Raw genomic sequence first — 15,113 nt, 5'->3', positions numbered from 1 at the left:
GTTTTCCGGGCCGGCGGTGGCGAGAAGGCTTAATGGGCGGCTTCAGGGATTGCGGGCCAGCCGGAAATTAAGCCTGATGCGGGCCGATAGGTTTAAACGGACTAGACCTTTTTGGTTCTTTTTGGAGCAATGCCAAAAAGAACAATAAAAGAGCATAGCCTTAGCTACGTGATTTTTTTATCATGCAGAAAAAAGTAAAATCAATGATACTTGGTGCACAATTTTATGCGGGATACGACACTTAGGCCGGAAATTTTGGCTTTCGCGGGGGGATAGGATAAAGCGGACTAGACTTTTTTGGTTCCCGTTTTGGGGCAATGCCAAAAAGAACAACATGGCGGACTAGTCCCGATATAGGTTTTGTAAAGTTTTTGCCAAAAACTCTCAAAAACCATAATCGGGATTTGGTTCCTTTTTGGGGCAGTGCCTCCCATCGGTCGCCAAAGGCTTGCCGAAGGTGAAACGCTAAAGCTACGGCGACACACGGAATGCCAAAAAGAACATCTTACAACACATTTTTGTAAAAAGGCATCATAGTTTAGTCCTATTTATCAATGTAAAAAAGTCATTCGGGACAAAAAAACAAACAAAAACCACTCAATGAACTACATCAAACACCTAAATCTAATATTCGCGGTGTTCGATCACGACAAACGACTCGGCCCCTACCATGTAATGATCTACCTGGCACTTTTCAGGGAATGGAACCATGCAGGATTCACAAACCCCATTATGGTAAACAGGGATCTCATCATGCAAAAAGCCAAAATCAAATCGCCTAAGACCTATGCAAAAACAATCAGGGAAATGGCCGACTGGGGATACTTCAAATATGAACAGTCAACTTCAAGAGTTTTCGGCAGTAAAATTTACATGTTCCCGACTAGTGTATTTAGGGAACAAGTCATGCCCCCTTTTTATAAACATATAAACAATAAACCAATATATAAAAAGTCAGAAAATGATTTTCAAATTCAAAATTTCAACGCTTACGCCCCTGAAAATGAAAAATCAGCGAACCTGGGTGCTCCAACCAATCTGCAACACGTCAGAATCTATTTCAACGAAAAAAAAGCTCCGGATATGGAAGCAGAAAAATTCTTCAATTACTATGAAGCACGAAACTGGCTCAACAATTCATTCAACCCAATCACCAACTGGAAGGCCGCCGCCCGTAACTGGATCATCAACATCCCGAAGTTCAACCCCCCAAAAACAAAAAAACGAAGAAAAAAGACACCTCACCAAATTCCGGGAAATCACAAACTCAACCAAAACAAAAAATACAACACACCTCTCTAATCTCATACCATGAACAACAAAGCCTCTTCCAACACTCAGCCCCTAACCTCCAAACCCCCACATTCCCTTCTCCATGCACCATGCCCCTTGATCCATGCTCTATACCCCATGCCTTATGCACTTTTTCTTCATGCACTATGCTCCATGCTCCATGCCCAACTTCTTAGGATCTAATCCCCTTAAATCTCCAACGCCATGTCCCCCTACTACCAAAAAGCATTCGCATACCTCCAACAAAAAGGAAGAGAAACGTATGGAAATTTCTTCCTCCTATACCCTAACGATACCCAGGTGATAGGAAAACTATTGGCATGGTTTCTTCGCGACAAAGCCACAGCTGACCTCAAAGGCATAAATCTCCAAAAAGGGGTTCTCCTCTCCGGACCGGTTGGCAGCGGTAAGACTTCACTTATGAATCTAATGCGACATTTTTCACGAGAACAAGCACCCCATTTCATGAAACCATGTCGCGACATTGCTTTTGAATTTGAAAAAGAAGGGTTTGAAATCCTTCGCCGATATTCTGGTATCACCTACCTGGCGGGTGTAAAATCCAAAATCATCAAAACGTTTTGCTTTGACGACCTCGGAACCGAACAGATTCTTACCCATTACGGAAAGGAATGTAACGTAATGGCAGAAATCATTCTCTCCCGTTATGAAAACTTCACCCGCCATCACAGATTAACACATTTTACCACCAACCTCTCTGCCGATGAAATTGAAGACATCTATGGGCCAAGAGTTCGTTCGCGCCTACGGGAAATGTGCAATCTCATCGCATTCCCCGCCGAAACTCCCGACAAAAGAAAATAAAAAAACATCAAATCTGGTTTTCGGATAATTTGTTTTAGGGTATATCTGAGTCAATAAAAATCACCATCTTTAGCACTCAAACCATCGTTAAACCTATATGAACAAAGAGCACAGAGGCGTTGTAACCCAATTTGATGTAACCAAGAATTACGGATTTATCAAAGAAGATCTTACCGGAAAGTCTTACTTTTTCCAATATGACAGAAATGAACAGATTTTGTGGGCCCGGCAAACCAAAGAGCTGCCCATGACTTGTCCCCACAAGGACGATGTGGTAACCTTTAGTTTAAGAACCTCAGATAACAAAGATCATGACTATCAGGCCTGCCACCTTACTTTTATCGAGAATCCAACAATCGAATCTATCAAAGAACGAATGGCCAGGGGAATAAAATTCTATGGCCGGATATCTTATAGTAAATCCCGGTATTTTATTAACGATATCAAGACAGGTATTATCTTTCCGGTTATAATCCTTCCAGAGGAGAAAGCTTTAACGGATTTTAATCAACTCGATACAAATCCTATAATGGAGTATTTCCTAAATAAAAACAATAACCCGTCTAATGTTTTTGCAAAGCTAAAGCTCACAAAAGAAAATGTTTTATAAGAAAAATTTTTCTTATAAAAAACTTGTTCACCCATATTTTCAGACTTATATTTGCCATTGGGTTAGGGTTAAGGTCAAAGGTCTGTCGGAATGCCGGCAGGCCTTTCTTTTTATAGTGCCAGTAGTGGTCAGGACACAATGGATTTAAAATTAGGGGTGGTCGAAAGAAGCATTTAGGGACGACTTTTCATAAGGTCAAAATCAAGGAATTGAAAATTGCTTGAAGTAAGCTTTATTCATCCGCTCCGGATTCCCACCACATTCTTTTACTATGATGGAAATGAGGGTTTCCCATAATTCTATCGAAAATCTTCGTTTTGCTGTTTTATAACCAAGCCCATTAATCTTTTTATAGATTTGTAACAGCATGGCTGCAATAAGAGTCATATAAAGCATTACAGTTATCCCATTCTTACTAACAGATATAAAGTGGCTTGCATTAAGCTCTTGTTTTATAAAACGGAAAAAGACTTCGATGTCCCATCGTTGCTTGTATATCTGAGCAATTTCCTTTGGGGATAGTTCCATGTTATTGGTAATAAAAACGAAGGTGTTTTCTTTCTTCCTGACCTTGCCTTTATTGTTTGGCGGTGTTGTATCGATCTTTTCTTTGCGCTCTGCTATTATCAACCGGTATTCCTCTTTTGTATCTACCTTATTATGATTAAACAAATGGACAACTTGACTGCTCAAAAGAGTAAGTCCCCCTAAATCTCTTTCAGATTCAGGTAATTCATCTGTGTTTATAACTTCAAACTTTCTATTGGTTTTTAATCTACCTACAAAAGAGATTTTCTGTTGGTTAAGAGAACCAAATGTTTTGCTTGCAGTAACCCCTCTGTCAAAAGTATAAATATCAGTTTGGGAGCCTCCTTTTATTGCATTTTTGAGCACCACTTCGGGGATGGCTCGATCTTCACTGGTATATTTGGATTGGGTGAAAACATCGAATGCGCAAGCAGTTAATCCATCAAAAGCCGCTGTGAATTTGATTTGCTTCACAGATTCCTTGCCATTCCTTTTCTTGTTTCCCGGAGAAAGGCCTTCCTCCAATTTATTGCATGTTTCGGCTATCATGCTGCTGTCCACACGTATAATTCGATGCTTTAATTGTTCTTCTTTTGAAAAAAACTTCGAAAACTCACTGTAAATTGCTTCATAGGCTAACTTAAAAAATTCTGGATCAATAGTTGAAAGCCGGGTTGAAATGGAGCTGTGTGATACTTTCATATCCGCATCGTAATTGAAAAGAGACTTGAACAGTTGGCTGCCAAAAAGATCTTCCAGTGTCCTTTGGCTGGTTCTATCTGTTGTCAATAAACCATACAAGAGCAAATTGAAAATCCTTTGTCCATACAAGACCTTGGCACAGTAATCAACTTTTGTGTCTTGGCCTAACCTGGCTAAAAGATCGTCAGGTATCAATCCTAATACTTTTTGAATGTTAACTTTTTGTTCGGTAAACATATTTTCTTGTTATCTGACAAAGAACATGACAAAAAATCACATTAAAATATTAATTAACAGAAAGTTATCAACACTCAGTCGTTTTTTTTGTTGATACAGAATAGAAATTTAGAAATTGACAATGAAAATCTTTCGACCACCCCTAATTTAAAATCCTGAAACCTTCCCAAACCTTCGACGTACATATTCAAAACAATTCAATCAACTGAATGCACTATCTGACAATAATTATTTTAGTGGCTCTCTTGTTGCCTTGTGTGGTTTTCTTCTTTCGCAGAATAATCCCTGCATTGATGAGAAGAAAAGCAACCATGTTGCTCGATGTTATCCTTTTCCCGGATGGATCATCGCAGAGACAGGAGGTAATAATTAAATTCCGCCAAATTACTAATCACCGGTTCAATACGGACGAACTGCTCGAATACTATTACAAAATAAAGGGAATCCGAACTTTGGGTGGTAGTTGCAGATGGAGTTTTACCCTTAAGAAATACCTCTTCACCCCTACCAACATCAAATTAACCTATTTTGAGCAATGCAGATTTTACGATACTTTTCTGCATCAACATAAGAAAACACATCGGTTGAATCATGTAATGGCAGATACCGCAAGCTCATCCAATAGTTCGGCCATCACATCTCACAAATCAACCAACCCCTCTCCCCGGCAAATAATCAAGCTCATCCCACCCCGCCAATAATCAAAAAAGACACAGCATAATTTTTCTTTCCATCCTACAGACACCCGGTTAGGGATAGTAAATTCTATCTTCATGGCCCTTGATACTATTAGCTTATTCCCGCCGGGTGTCTTTTCTTAAGACGTGCAATTTCCCAGGAAGTGCGATTTCCTAATCGCACAATTTCCCTTATCCCATAATCAGAATCCTCCCCGGGTCTGGCAAATTCCTATTCCCCTATTCCCCTTTTCCAAAGAACTAACACTTCTTCCAAAAAAATACCCCAAACACCCCTTAATTTCATTCCATCATCCTCCTTACAACAACCTTCCAATTTTCCAATTAAACACTTCATTTCTCCCCTTCAACACGGATATTTTCCCCTTCCACTTAAAATAAACGTTCTCCCCTTTCTCAGTTTCTATTTTTGCAAAAAAACAGATGAAGAACAACATCTAAATCTAAAAGAAAATGAGAACAGTACTATTATCCCTGACCATTGTTGGTCTTATCTTTCTGAGTATCGGGTGCTCGAACACACCAGAAGACCAAAAAAAGGAAATACGGTATGTGAAAGTAGAGAAAGTGGATATCCCCCACTCTACTAATGAAAGGTCATTTAATGCCACGATTGAAGAAAATCAACAGTCATCTGTGGCTTTCCGGGTAGGCGGACAAGTGCACCACCTTTATTACGCGGAGGGAGACTATGTAAAGAAAGGTCAGGTGCTGGCAGTCCTGGACAAGCGGGATTTCAAAACCCGCCTGCTTGCTGCCGAAGCCCAATACAAACAGACCAAAAGCGAATTTGAAAGATATTCACAACTCTATGAACAAGGCAAATTCCCGAAGAATTCCCTGGACAAACTGGAAGCCGGATTTTTGGCTTCCAAAAGTAACTGGAAAAGTGCGGCCAATGCCCTTACCGACACGGAGCTGAAAGCCCCCTTTTCGGGTTACATTCATCAAAAGCTCATCGACAACCATGAAACGGTTGCCCCGGGAGAACCCGCCTTAGTAATCATTGAAACCAATACACTGGAAGTGAACTTTTCTGTGGCTGAATCCATCATCAACCAGTTACATGAAGGACAGCAGGCCATGGTGAGCCTCAACCACCAGGTAACACAACGCTATCCGGCAACCATCAAATCGGTGGCCCAAAAAGCCGGAGACGACGGGTTGTTCAATGTACAATTAAGAATGCAAAATCCGGATCCCCGCACTGTTAAACCCGGCATGACCGCCAGAGCATTCATCCACAATACTGAGACTGGGCACTCAACAACTGTATCCGTTCCTGCTGAAGCCCTCTTTTTCAAAGACGGAAAAGCGAATGTCTGGATTTACAACGAACAAAACCATACAGTTTCCGCATGCCAGGTGAACACAGGTGAAGTCATCGAAAACGGACACGTACAGATCATCAATGGAATACAGGAAAAAGACCTGATTATTGTTGCAGGAGTTCACTCCCTGATGGAAGGGCAACAGGTAAAACCACTTTCAAAGAATCATTCACTATAAAAACCAGTTACCGATGTTAGAGAAAATACTCGAAAAGAAATCACTACTCATCACATTCTTAACCATCCTGGTAATTGGAGGCATTGGCTCATTCTCCAGTCTCAGCAAGCTCGAAGACCCTGAAATTCCGGTAAAGGCTGCTGTGGTTATAACCCCCTACCCGGGGGCCTCTACTGAAGAAGTAGATCTGGAGGTAACCCAATTAATGGAAGAGGCAATCCAAAAACTCGAAAACATCGACTACATAGAATCACGCTCCATTCCAGGTATGTCACAAATCACTGTAACACTCGAAGGAAAGGTTACAACAGAGGAACTCCCCCAAATATGGGATCACCTCAGACGAAAAGTGAACGATGCCAGTTCAGGGTTGCCGGCCGGAGCTGGAACTCCCATTGTCAATGATGACTTCGGCGACGTATATGGCATATTTTTGGCTGTCAGCAGCGATGGGTATTCTTACAAAGAACTGGATAATTATACCGACTTCCTCCGAAAAGAATTACTGCAGGTTAAAGGGGTGAAACGAATCGAAGTAGTCGGCGAACAAAACGAGGTGGTAAACATCTCTTTCTCGGCAGAAAAATTTGCCAATTTGGGCATCAACCCCATGTCCATTGCTCAAACACTCAACGACGAAGCTGAAGTAGTAGATGCCGGAAGCGCAGTATCCGGAACAGAGAGGTTGCGCATCAATGTGGGCACCAAATTGCGTTCCATTTCCGAAGTGGAAAATCTAAACATTTTTACTGGTGATGGCAGAAGTTTTCGGCTGGGAGACATCGCCACCGTTTCGAAAGACTTCTATAGACCCAAACAGAGCGGTTTGTCATTCAACTCAAGAGCTGCAATGGGGCTCGCCATCTCCATGGAATCGGGCGACAACATCATAAAGTTGGGAGAACGGGTAGATTCACGTTTGACAGAGCTGAAACCCGAAATCCCGGTCGGAATTGAAGTCCATAAAATTTATGACCAACCATCCAAAGTTCAAGATTCTATAAGCGACTTCACTATCAATCTGATTGAATCGGTGGCCATTGTCATTATTGTCCTACTGATAGCAATGGGATTTCGGGCTGGGCTACTCATTGCCAGTAGTCTGATTTTTACCATTCTAAGCACTTTTATCATAATGAATTTCCTGGATATGACCCTCGATAAAGTATCATTGGCTGCCATTATTATTGCCATGGGAATGCTGGTCGATAATGCAATTGTGGTGGTTGATGGGATACTTGCTGACATGCAAAAAGGAATTAAGCGCCACAAAGCTTTTGTTATGGCCGCTAAACAAAATGCCTTTCCTCTGCTGGGTGCTACCATCATTACCATTCTGGCATTCATGCCAATGGCATTTAATACAACAGCGGCAGGAGAGTTTATGAAACCGCTCTTCTTTGTCTTAACAATTTCTCTTATTATGAGTTGGATGCTGGCCATGATTCAGGCCCCTTTTATGGCTTCATTGTTTTACAAAAAAGGGAAAAGAAAGAAGAAGAAAGAAGATACAGAAGAAATTTACTCTGGTGGATTTTACCGGTACTTCAAAAAAATCATCAGCTTTGCCCTTTGGCACAAATCGCTGGTAGCCATTGCCACAATATTAATCCTGGTCATCTCCTTTTGGGCTTTTCGCTTTATTAACAAAGATTTTTTCCCGGTATCCAACTTTAATCAGTTTATGGTTGAATACAGTTTACCCGACGGTAGCGATATTTACCAGGTAGAAAAAGACCTGGAATATATCCAGAAAAATCTACTTCAATGGGAAGAAGTAACAAAAGTTACCACAGCCTTGGGTAGTTCACCTGTACGTTATACCCTGGCACGCCCCATGAACAGCTATAATCCAGGCTATGGTGAATTGATAGTCGAAACCAATACTTTCGAGGAAACGATGACCATCATGCCCCGGATAGAAGCAGAATTCTCAGAAAGGTTCCCAAATTCAACCATCCGCTGCCGTCAGTATTCAGCTATTGGAGGGGACTATAAGATTCAGGCTATGTTTTCAGGTCCCGACTCTGAGATTCTGAGGGATTTGGCAGAAAGAGCCAAGAAAATAATGAACAATGAACCCACTGCGGTTTTCGTAAATGATAGCTGGGGCAACAAAGTTAAAAACCTGGCACCTATTTATGCCCCCGAAAAAGCCAGACCGCTGAATATTTCAAGAAACTCTATTGCCTCAGCTCTGGCTATTGCCTCAGAAGGCATGCCAATTGGAGCTTTCTATGAAGAAGACACCCAGCTTCCAATATTACTAAAACTGGAGCCATCACTTGCAGATAATCCTGCAAATATTGGGTCGGTTCCCGTATGGGGCAACTATTCAAAAAGTAGCGTTCCTTTGGCCCAAATTACAGATTCATTAAGTCTGACAGGGCAAAACTACCTGATAAGCAGATATGACGGAATCAGGTCTGTCAAAGCTCAATGCGACCCGGTGAGAGGCATGACAACCCCAGAGGTAATGGAGAAAATCAGGCCTGAAATTGAAGCACTGGAACTGCCCGAAGGTTACACGCTTGAATGGCATGGAGAGCTAAAGGACAGCAATACAGCCAATCAGGCATTAATGGAAAACCTGCCGCTTGCGCTTTTGCTGATGGTCCTTATCACAATTGCCCTGTTCAACAATTTCAGGCAGCCTACACTTATTTTCCTTATCGTACCACTGGCCTTTATCGGTATTATTGCCGGATTTCTCATTACCAGGCTTAATTTTGGTTTTGTGGCCATCATCGGAGGATTAGGACTAATAGGAATGATGATTAAAAACACCGTGGTGCTACTTGACCAGATAAATATCGACATCAATAGTGGTAAAGAAAAACTGGAGGCCATCCTCGGAGCCACCGTATCGAGAGTGCGCCCTGTTACGATGGCTTCCCTTACCACAATTCTGGGAATGTTCCCTCTTTTATTCGATGAAATGTTCCAGGGAATGGCTGTATCAATCATGTTCGGACTGCTCTTTGGAACCGTCATAACGCTGGTTATTGTGCCGGTGCTGTACGCAGTTTTTTACAAGGTGGACACCCGGGCCATTGCCCATCACGATGATTTACCAAAAAATTCAAATTAAAACTATGCTGAAAAAAACAATATATATCGCTCTGATTTCCCTGCTACAAGTAGCCGCTATCTCTCAAACTCCTGTTACTCTGCAGGAGTGCCGGGAAGAGGCGCTCTCCAACAATAAAAAAGTTCAAACTTCACTATTGAAGGTTCAGAAAGCAGAGGCGGCAAAAAAAGAAGCAACCACAGCTTATCTCCCAACCATTGATGGGAGTGCCAATGCAATTTTCATTCCCGACCTCGAGGAATTGAGACAATTTGGCATAGAGAAAGACAACCTTCAACTATATCAGGCACAAATATCGGCTCAACAGCCCATTTATGCAGGAGGAAAAATCCGCTTGGCCAACAAAATGGCCAGTAAAGGAGTGCTAATGGCAGAAAAAGCCAGAGAAAAACAACAAGCAGACATTATTCTGGAAACGGATGAAGCTTACTGGCAACTCTTTGCAATGCAGAAACAGCAGAAGGTTGTAAACCGTTTTACCGAAGCACTCGACTCCCTTGAAGATCAGCTTCAGGCCACTTATAACCTGGGAATCACTCCCAAAAGTGAGCTTCTGAAAGTTACCGTTCGGAAGAATGAAGCGGAAATGACCGCTCTCGAGGTCAATAATGCGATTCGGCTTTTGCAAATGAATCTGGCACATATCATTGGGCGACCAGTTAATGAAGAGTTGTTAGCCACCACTAATCCTGGGGCAAACCAGAAAAGTAAAATTTCTCCTGATGCCAGTAAAATATCTGGCGGGGTAGATAGTCGCCCGGAAATAAATATTCTGGAAAATCAGGCACAAATAATGAATCTTGAGAAAAAAGTAACCAAAGCTGACTATCTTCCGCAATTGGGGGCACAAGTGAGTTATGGTTATCTGGAAGCACCCGATATCGCACCCGGCTCCTGGAATATTAATGCAGCAGCCCAACTTTCAGTACCGGTTTTTCACTGGCGCGAGAAAAAGCACAAAATGCAACAGGCGGAGATTAATGAACAAATGGCTATATTAGAACTTGAAAACACCCGGGAGCTGGTAACACTGGAAATCAGCCAGGCCCGCCTGAAGTTGGAAGAAGGGCTGGAAAGAATACAGCTGGCCCGCAAATCGCTGGAAGAAGCTTCCGAAACATTATCGGAAGTGGAAATCAGTTACAATGCAGAATTGAATACCATCACCGATCTGCTGAATGCCCGTGTGGCCCACCAGCGTTCGGAAGCATCCCTGGTAAAGGCCCTTTCCGATTACGAGGTTCTTAAAACAAAATGGCTCAAGGCGATTGGACAACTCAACGCCGGTCAGCAAGCGCAGCAAACCAATGAGGAATTTTAAACAATTACACAAGTATTGTTCCGAAAGCGAGCAATTACCACGCAAAATAGGATTCTTAAAAAGATTTATAGCAGAGATAATTACATCTCTGCTATTCATATTTACAATAACCACTCTTGTAAGAGAGGAATCCCTGCAAACGTTGCAATTCAAAGCTGTTTTGTTTTTTGTGTCCATCTTTGTGTTTCTCAGCGAAGGAATTTTTGTCTTTGATGCGCTGGTAGGCAAAAGATACCCCTGGCATGAGGCCCTTTTCAAAAGGGTTTCTTCTCTCCTAATGTTTGCTCCCTTTTGGCTGGTAGTGACAGGAATCATCGGAAACTTGGTGCGCCCGTTCTTTATTCCGGATGAAACCCTGAAAGACCCGGATTCTTTTGTCCTGGGAATCACCATTCTGGTTCTCTTTGTTATAATCTATGTGGCTGCACTGGTGGCCAACAACTACCATAATTCTCTCAAGTATTTCATTCTTGAAAATGAGAAGCTCCGACAGGAGAAACTCAGATTGGATTATTTTGCCTTGCAGGATCAGTTAAATCCACATTTCTTGTTCAATAATCTGAGTACCCTGATGGCCATCATTCCTAATGATACAAGCAAGGCCCTTTCATTTACCGAAAATTTTACGGATGTTTATCGATATGTACTAAAAAACACAAACACCAGCCTTATTCCGCTGGAAGATGAACTTGAATTTATAACAGCATATATTAACCTCCATAAAGAGCGACTGGCCGAAGGCTTTAACTACAACATTAAGATACCAAAAAAACAACTAAATAAGCTTTTGCCACCCTTGAGTTTACAGTACCTGGTCGAAAATGCCATCAAACACAATCTGGCTACCGAAACCCGGCCCTTAAAACTGGATATCTACACAAAAAACAACCGATTGACCGTCTCCAATAACTATCAACCAAGAAACTCAACCTATTCCACAAATACCGGGTTGTCCAACCTCAAAAAAAGATATCAGTACCTGGGATTGAAAAGCAGCGTGGAAGTCCTCAACACCAACCAAACATTCACCGTCTCTATCCCATTAATCCAAAAAAGCGATTATCATGAACTATAAAACACTCATTGTAGAAGACGAGCCCCTGTTGTCACAGGCGCTGAGGAAACAGATAGAAAACCTGCGTCCCGACATCACGATAGATGATGAATTAAGAACCGTGGAGGACACAGTAAAATGGTTAAAGAACAACCCGGAACCTGCCCTCATATTCATGGATATCCAGCTGGCAGACGGAATCTGTTTTTCCATTTTCGACCAGGTTGATGCCTCCAATAAGGGCATTGTTTTCACAACCGCCTACAACGAGTATGCCATCGAAGCATTTGATATCAACAGTGTTGCATATTTACTGAAACCAATCAAGACAGAAGACCTGAAAAGGGTTTTTGCCAAACTCGAAAAAACTTCCATGGCCATCGGTCACCACATCGCAGCAGCTAAAACCATCGATTATTCCAGACTGGCAGAGGAAGTCACCCGCCATCAAAACAAATTTAGGAAACGATTCCTGGTGCCCAAAGCCGACTCATATAAGCAAATTCCGGTTGAAGATATTGCCTTCTTTATGGTGGAAGAAAAGGTAACGCTCGCTGTAACCTTCAAAAACCGGCAACATATTATCGACTGGACCCTTTCTGACCTCGAAGAGGAACTGAACCCAGATGTTTTCATGCGCATGAACCGCCAGTTCATCATCAATCTCAATGCAATCGACAGGGTTGAAAACTACTTCAACAGCAAACTAATCGTCAAACTTATTCCCGGCTTAGACACGCCGGAACGAATTGTGGTTAGCCGCGATAAGGCCTCTACAGTCAAAAATTGGCTCGACCGATAAGATATTTTCAACTAAACCTGCGAATTTGAAGTTTCAATTTCTCATTTTGCAGGTTCATTTTATTTCACCGATAAATAACTTCACAGCTCTCTACCTTTGCGCTTCGGTTTATGGATTTGTTGCATCGCTGCAATAATCTTTCCACCCTAAATCAGGCAAAGGAATACTGTGAAGTTAAAAAACTCAACATACCGCACAACTCTGATTACAGGGATAGCCATTTTATCTGCCCTGTCGATCTGGATGTTACCCCGCCTTAGTATTAATTCATCATTCGACAGTTACATCCCGCAAAACATCAACAACAGGGCGTTTCTGAACAAACTGGATAGTGTCTTTGGAGGCAATGAAAAACTCCTGCTGATTCAATACAATAAAGAAGGTGTTCTCACACCTGAAAGCTTTTCCAGAACGAAGCTACTGGTGGAAAAGCTGAAGACAATAAATGAAATAGAGCACACTTTCTCTTTGAAGGATATTATAGAATTTAGGGAAAAAGATGATTTTACAGAAATCCACCCACTTCTTTCGCACATTCCGGATATGCCTTCAGAGTTAAACTCCCTGAAAAAGAAGGTTACCGAAAACCCGATGGCCGGGCATCTTATAAGTGATGATTTCACCACTTCTGCCATTGTTCTTACCAAATCAGACAACACCGATGATCAGACCATCATTGCTGAAATCAACCGGGTCATCAGGGAAACTCCCGGTAAAGATGAAATCCACGTTGGGGGACTGGCTTACATAAGAAGTTCAGTTAAATCCTACATCAAAAAAGATCTTGTAACCTTACTCCCTGCAGCTCTGATTGTGATGATCGTGATGCTCTTTCTTTTTTTCAGAGAGTGGAAAGGCGTTTTGTTACCTTTTTTGGTGGTCCTTCTATCCATTGTGTTATCCTTTGGGCTCATGGCCCTTTTCTCCTGGGAAATCTCGCTGGTTTCGATACTTCTTCCTATCATGCTGATAGCCATTGCCAACGATTATGGCATCCACCTCATCAACTTATACCAGGAAAAATCCCTTAAAAACAATCAGGAGCCCCCTTCCGCTATTGCACAAAAAATATTTAAGGCACTCAAACGCCCCATTACTATCACAGGTCTGACCACCATTGGAGGGATGCTCGGACTTCTATCGCATCAGATGGCCCCCGCTGCTCAGTTAGGAGTCCTTGCTTCAGCAGGCATTGGCATTGCATTGATATTGAGTCTTTATCTCATCCCGGTTCTCCTCACATTCTATAAAAAAGTTCCCAAAACACTGATCATTGAAAGAAACGCCAACAGTTTCTTAAGCAAAATCCTTCATTTTTTTGCCCTGTGTGTCAATAAGCATCCAAAAACCATCGTCATCTCCTTCTTGGTAATCGCTTTCATCAGTATCGGGGGACTTTTTCTCCTTAAGGTGGACACCAATGTGGAAGGATATTTTACCGACGACTCAACCGTTGGCACCAGCATAGAACTAACCAATAAAAAACTGGGAGGTTCTCAATATATTTCTTTACTCTTTTCCGGCAACATCCTCGAACCCGAGGTACTCCGGCGCATCGATCAATACACAGCTCAAATAGCACTATTGCCTCAGGCAGGTAACATCATATCTCCTGTAACCCTTTTCAGAGAGCTGAGCAAAGGGTTGTATTCCACAGATGAACCCGGATATGACCATCTCCCTCAAACACGATCTGAAGCAGCCCAATATCTTGAAATTGCATCTATGGCGGGTTTTGACAATCAAATAGGACAGCTGATAGACCTTAAGCATGAGAATGCCAGAATACTGGTTAGTCTTACCGACGGTAGTAACGAAACAGGGAAAAAACTCCTGAATGAACTATATAATATTGCCGGAAAAGATCCTCTGCTAAAAGGAATTGCCGGATCGGGATTATCCAAAATTCAAATTGCCGACATGGTCATCCGGGGACAGGTCACCTCGCTGATACTGGCATTTTTCATCATCATCATTCTGTTGTCCATCATTTTCAAAACAATGGTTGCAGGAATACACGGAAGCTTGCCGCTTCTTTTCTCCACCCTACTGCTGTTTGGATTAATGGGCCTTTCCGGAATACCACTGGATATTGTAACCGCTCTGCTCTCCTCTGTTATGATTGGCGTTGGCATCGATTACACCATCCACTTCCTTTGGAGATACAAGGCTGAATACGCATCACAAGGCAACATGGAGAGAGCCATTTCAACGACACTAACAACAACAGGAAGAGGTATTATATTCAATGCATTATCAGTAATCATTGGTTTTGCCGTTTTGGCCTTCTCGGGGTTTGCGCCCCTTCGTTTTTTCGGACTTCTGGTAGTCATTTCAATCTTTTCCTGCCTGATTTGTGCATTATTGCTTGTGCCTGCTATTGTCACCTTAACCAGACCGAAATTCCTGGAACCTGACCAAAATAATTAACTGATAATAAACA

Annotated in this window: 11 protein-coding genes; 10 read left to right on the top strand and 1 reads right to left on the bottom strand. The window is 42.1% G+C overall.

Annotated features, from left to right (window positions below; all coding sequences use genetic code 11):
• The first annotated feature begins 600 nt into the window (after window positions 1–600).
• The 3 genes from W7W_RS0116920 to W7W_RS0116910 all read left to right on the top strand — a co-directional run bounded on the left by W7W_RS0116920 (window position 601) and on the right by W7W_RS0116910 (window position 2,728).
• On the top strand, window positions 601–1,302 hold the full coding sequence (locus W7W_RS0116920; protein WP_025006846.1) for a hypothetical protein: 702 nt from the start codon (window positions 601–603) through the stop codon (window positions 1,300–1,302).
• Window positions 1,303–1,497: 195 nt separating this feature from the next.
• On the top strand, window positions 1,498–2,118 hold the full coding sequence (locus W7W_RS0116915) for a P-loop NTPase family protein (protein WP_010664862.1): 621 nt from the start codon (window positions 1,498–1,500) through the stop codon (window positions 2,116–2,118).
• 97 nt (window positions 2,119–2,215) lie between these two features.
• Window positions 2,216–2,728 carry a cold-shock protein gene (locus W7W_RS0116910; RefSeq protein WP_010664861.1) on the top strand — a complete coding sequence of 171 codons (513 nt, stop codon included), beginning with the start codon at window positions 2,216–2,218 and terminating at the stop codon, window positions 2,726–2,728.
• Between the two features lie 201 nt (window positions 2,729–2,929).
• Here the strand turns inward: W7W_RS0116910 and W7W_RS0116905 are convergent, their stop codons facing one another.
• Entirely contained in the window at window positions 2,930–4,195 is a 1,266-nt protein-coding gene (locus W7W_RS0116905) for an IS4 family transposase (RefSeq protein ID WP_010664860.1), read from the bottom strand.
• Window positions 4,196–4,488: 293 nt separating this feature from the next.
• Between W7W_RS0116905 and W7W_RS22420 the strand changes: the two genes are divergently transcribed.
• The 7 genes from W7W_RS22420 to W7W_RS0116865 all read left to right on the top strand — a co-directional run bounded on the left by W7W_RS22420 (window position 4,489) and on the right by W7W_RS0116865 (window position 15,100).
• Window positions 4,489–4,896: a hypothetical protein gene (locus W7W_RS22420; RefSeq protein WP_148660842.1), complete on the top strand. Its 408-nt coding sequence runs from the start codon at window positions 4,489–4,491 to the stop codon at window positions 4,894–4,896.
• 450 nt (window positions 4,897–5,346) lie between these two features.
• Window positions 5,347–6,402, top strand: coding sequence for an efflux RND transporter periplasmic adaptor subunit (locus tag W7W_RS0116890; protein WP_010664858.1), 1,056 nt, complete (start codon window positions 5,347–5,349; stop codon window positions 6,400–6,402).
• Between the two features lie 13 nt (window positions 6,403–6,415).
• Complete coding sequence (locus W7W_RS0116885; RefSeq protein ID WP_010664857.1) at window positions 6,416–9,493, top strand: efflux RND transporter permease subunit; 3,078 nt, start codon at window positions 6,416–6,418, stop codon at window positions 9,491–9,493.
• A gap of 4 nt (window positions 9,494–9,497) precedes the next feature.
• On the top strand, window positions 9,498–10,814 hold the full coding sequence (locus W7W_RS0116880; protein ID WP_148660841.1) for a TolC family protein: 1,317 nt from the start codon (window positions 9,498–9,500) through the stop codon (window positions 10,812–10,814).
• Window positions 10,801–11,889, top strand: coding sequence for a sensor histidine kinase (locus W7W_RS0116875; RefSeq protein ID WP_010664855.1), 1,089 nt, complete (start codon window positions 10,801–10,803; stop codon window positions 11,887–11,889). Before W7W_RS0116880 ends, W7W_RS0116875 begins: the two co-directional genes overlap by 14 nt.
• Window positions 11,879–12,670, top strand: a complete 792-nt coding sequence (locus tag W7W_RS0116870; RefSeq protein WP_010664854.1) for a LytR/AlgR family response regulator transcription factor — start codon at window positions 11,879–11,881, stop codon at window positions 12,668–12,670. Before W7W_RS0116875 ends, W7W_RS0116870 begins: the two co-directional genes overlap by 11 nt.
• A 168-nt stretch (window positions 12,671–12,838) precedes the next feature.
• Window positions 12,839–15,100 carry an efflux RND transporter permease subunit gene (locus W7W_RS0116865; protein WP_010664853.1) on the top strand — a complete coding sequence of 754 codons (2,262 nt, stop codon included), beginning with the start codon at window positions 12,839–12,841 and terminating at the stop codon, window positions 15,098–15,100.
• Window positions 15,101–15,113: the final 13 nt, after the last annotated feature.

It is taken from the genome of Marinilabilia salmonicolor JCM 21150, assembly GCF_000259075.1.
Taxonomy (GTDB): domain Bacteria; phylum Bacteroidota; class Bacteroidia; order Bacteroidales; family Marinilabiliaceae; genus Marinilabilia; species Marinilabilia salmonicolor.
Note: the sequence above shows the minus strand (reverse complement) of the source record. Positions and strands in the feature narration are given on the sequence as shown.

What these genes read in the sequence shown, in the direction of transcription:
- W7W_RS0116885 (WP_010664857.1), top strand. Translation starts at nt 6,416, where the DNA reads ATGTTAGAGAAAATACTCGAAAAGAAATCACTACTCATCACATTCTTA.
- W7W_RS0116880 (WP_148660841.1), top strand. Translation starts at nt 9,498, where the DNA reads ATGCTGAAAAAAACAATATATATCGCTCTGATTTCCCTGCTACAAGTA.
- W7W_RS0116920 (WP_025006846.1), top strand. Translation starts at nt 601, where the DNA reads ATGAACTACATCAAACACCTAAATCTAATATTCGCGGTGTTCGATCAC.
- W7W_RS0116890 (WP_010664858.1), top strand. Translation starts at nt 5,347, where the DNA reads ATGAGAACAGTACTATTATCCCTGACCATTGTTGGTCTTATCTTTCTG.
- W7W_RS0116915 (WP_010664862.1), top strand. Translation starts at nt 1,498, where the DNA reads ATGTCCCCCTACTACCAAAAAGCATTCGCATACCTCCAACAAAAAGGA.
- W7W_RS0116910 (WP_010664861.1), top strand. Translation starts at nt 2,216, where the DNA reads ATGAACAAAGAGCACAGAGGCGTTGTAACCCAATTTGATGTAACCAAG.
- W7W_RS0116875 (WP_010664855.1), top strand. Translation starts at nt 10,801, where the DNA reads ATGAGGAATTTTAAACAATTACACAAGTATTGTTCCGAAAGCGAGCAA.
- W7W_RS22420 (WP_148660842.1), top strand. Translation starts at nt 4,489, where the DNA reads ATGAGAAGAAAAGCAACCATGTTGCTCGATGTTATCCTTTTCCCGGAT.
- W7W_RS0116870 (WP_010664854.1), top strand. Translation starts at nt 11,879, where the DNA reads ATGAACTATAAAACACTCATTGTAGAAGACGAGCCCCTGTTGTCACAG.
- W7W_RS0116905 (WP_010664860.1), bottom strand. Translation starts at nt 4,195, where the DNA reads ATGTTTACCGAACAAAAAGTTAACATTCAAAAAGTATTAGGATTGATA.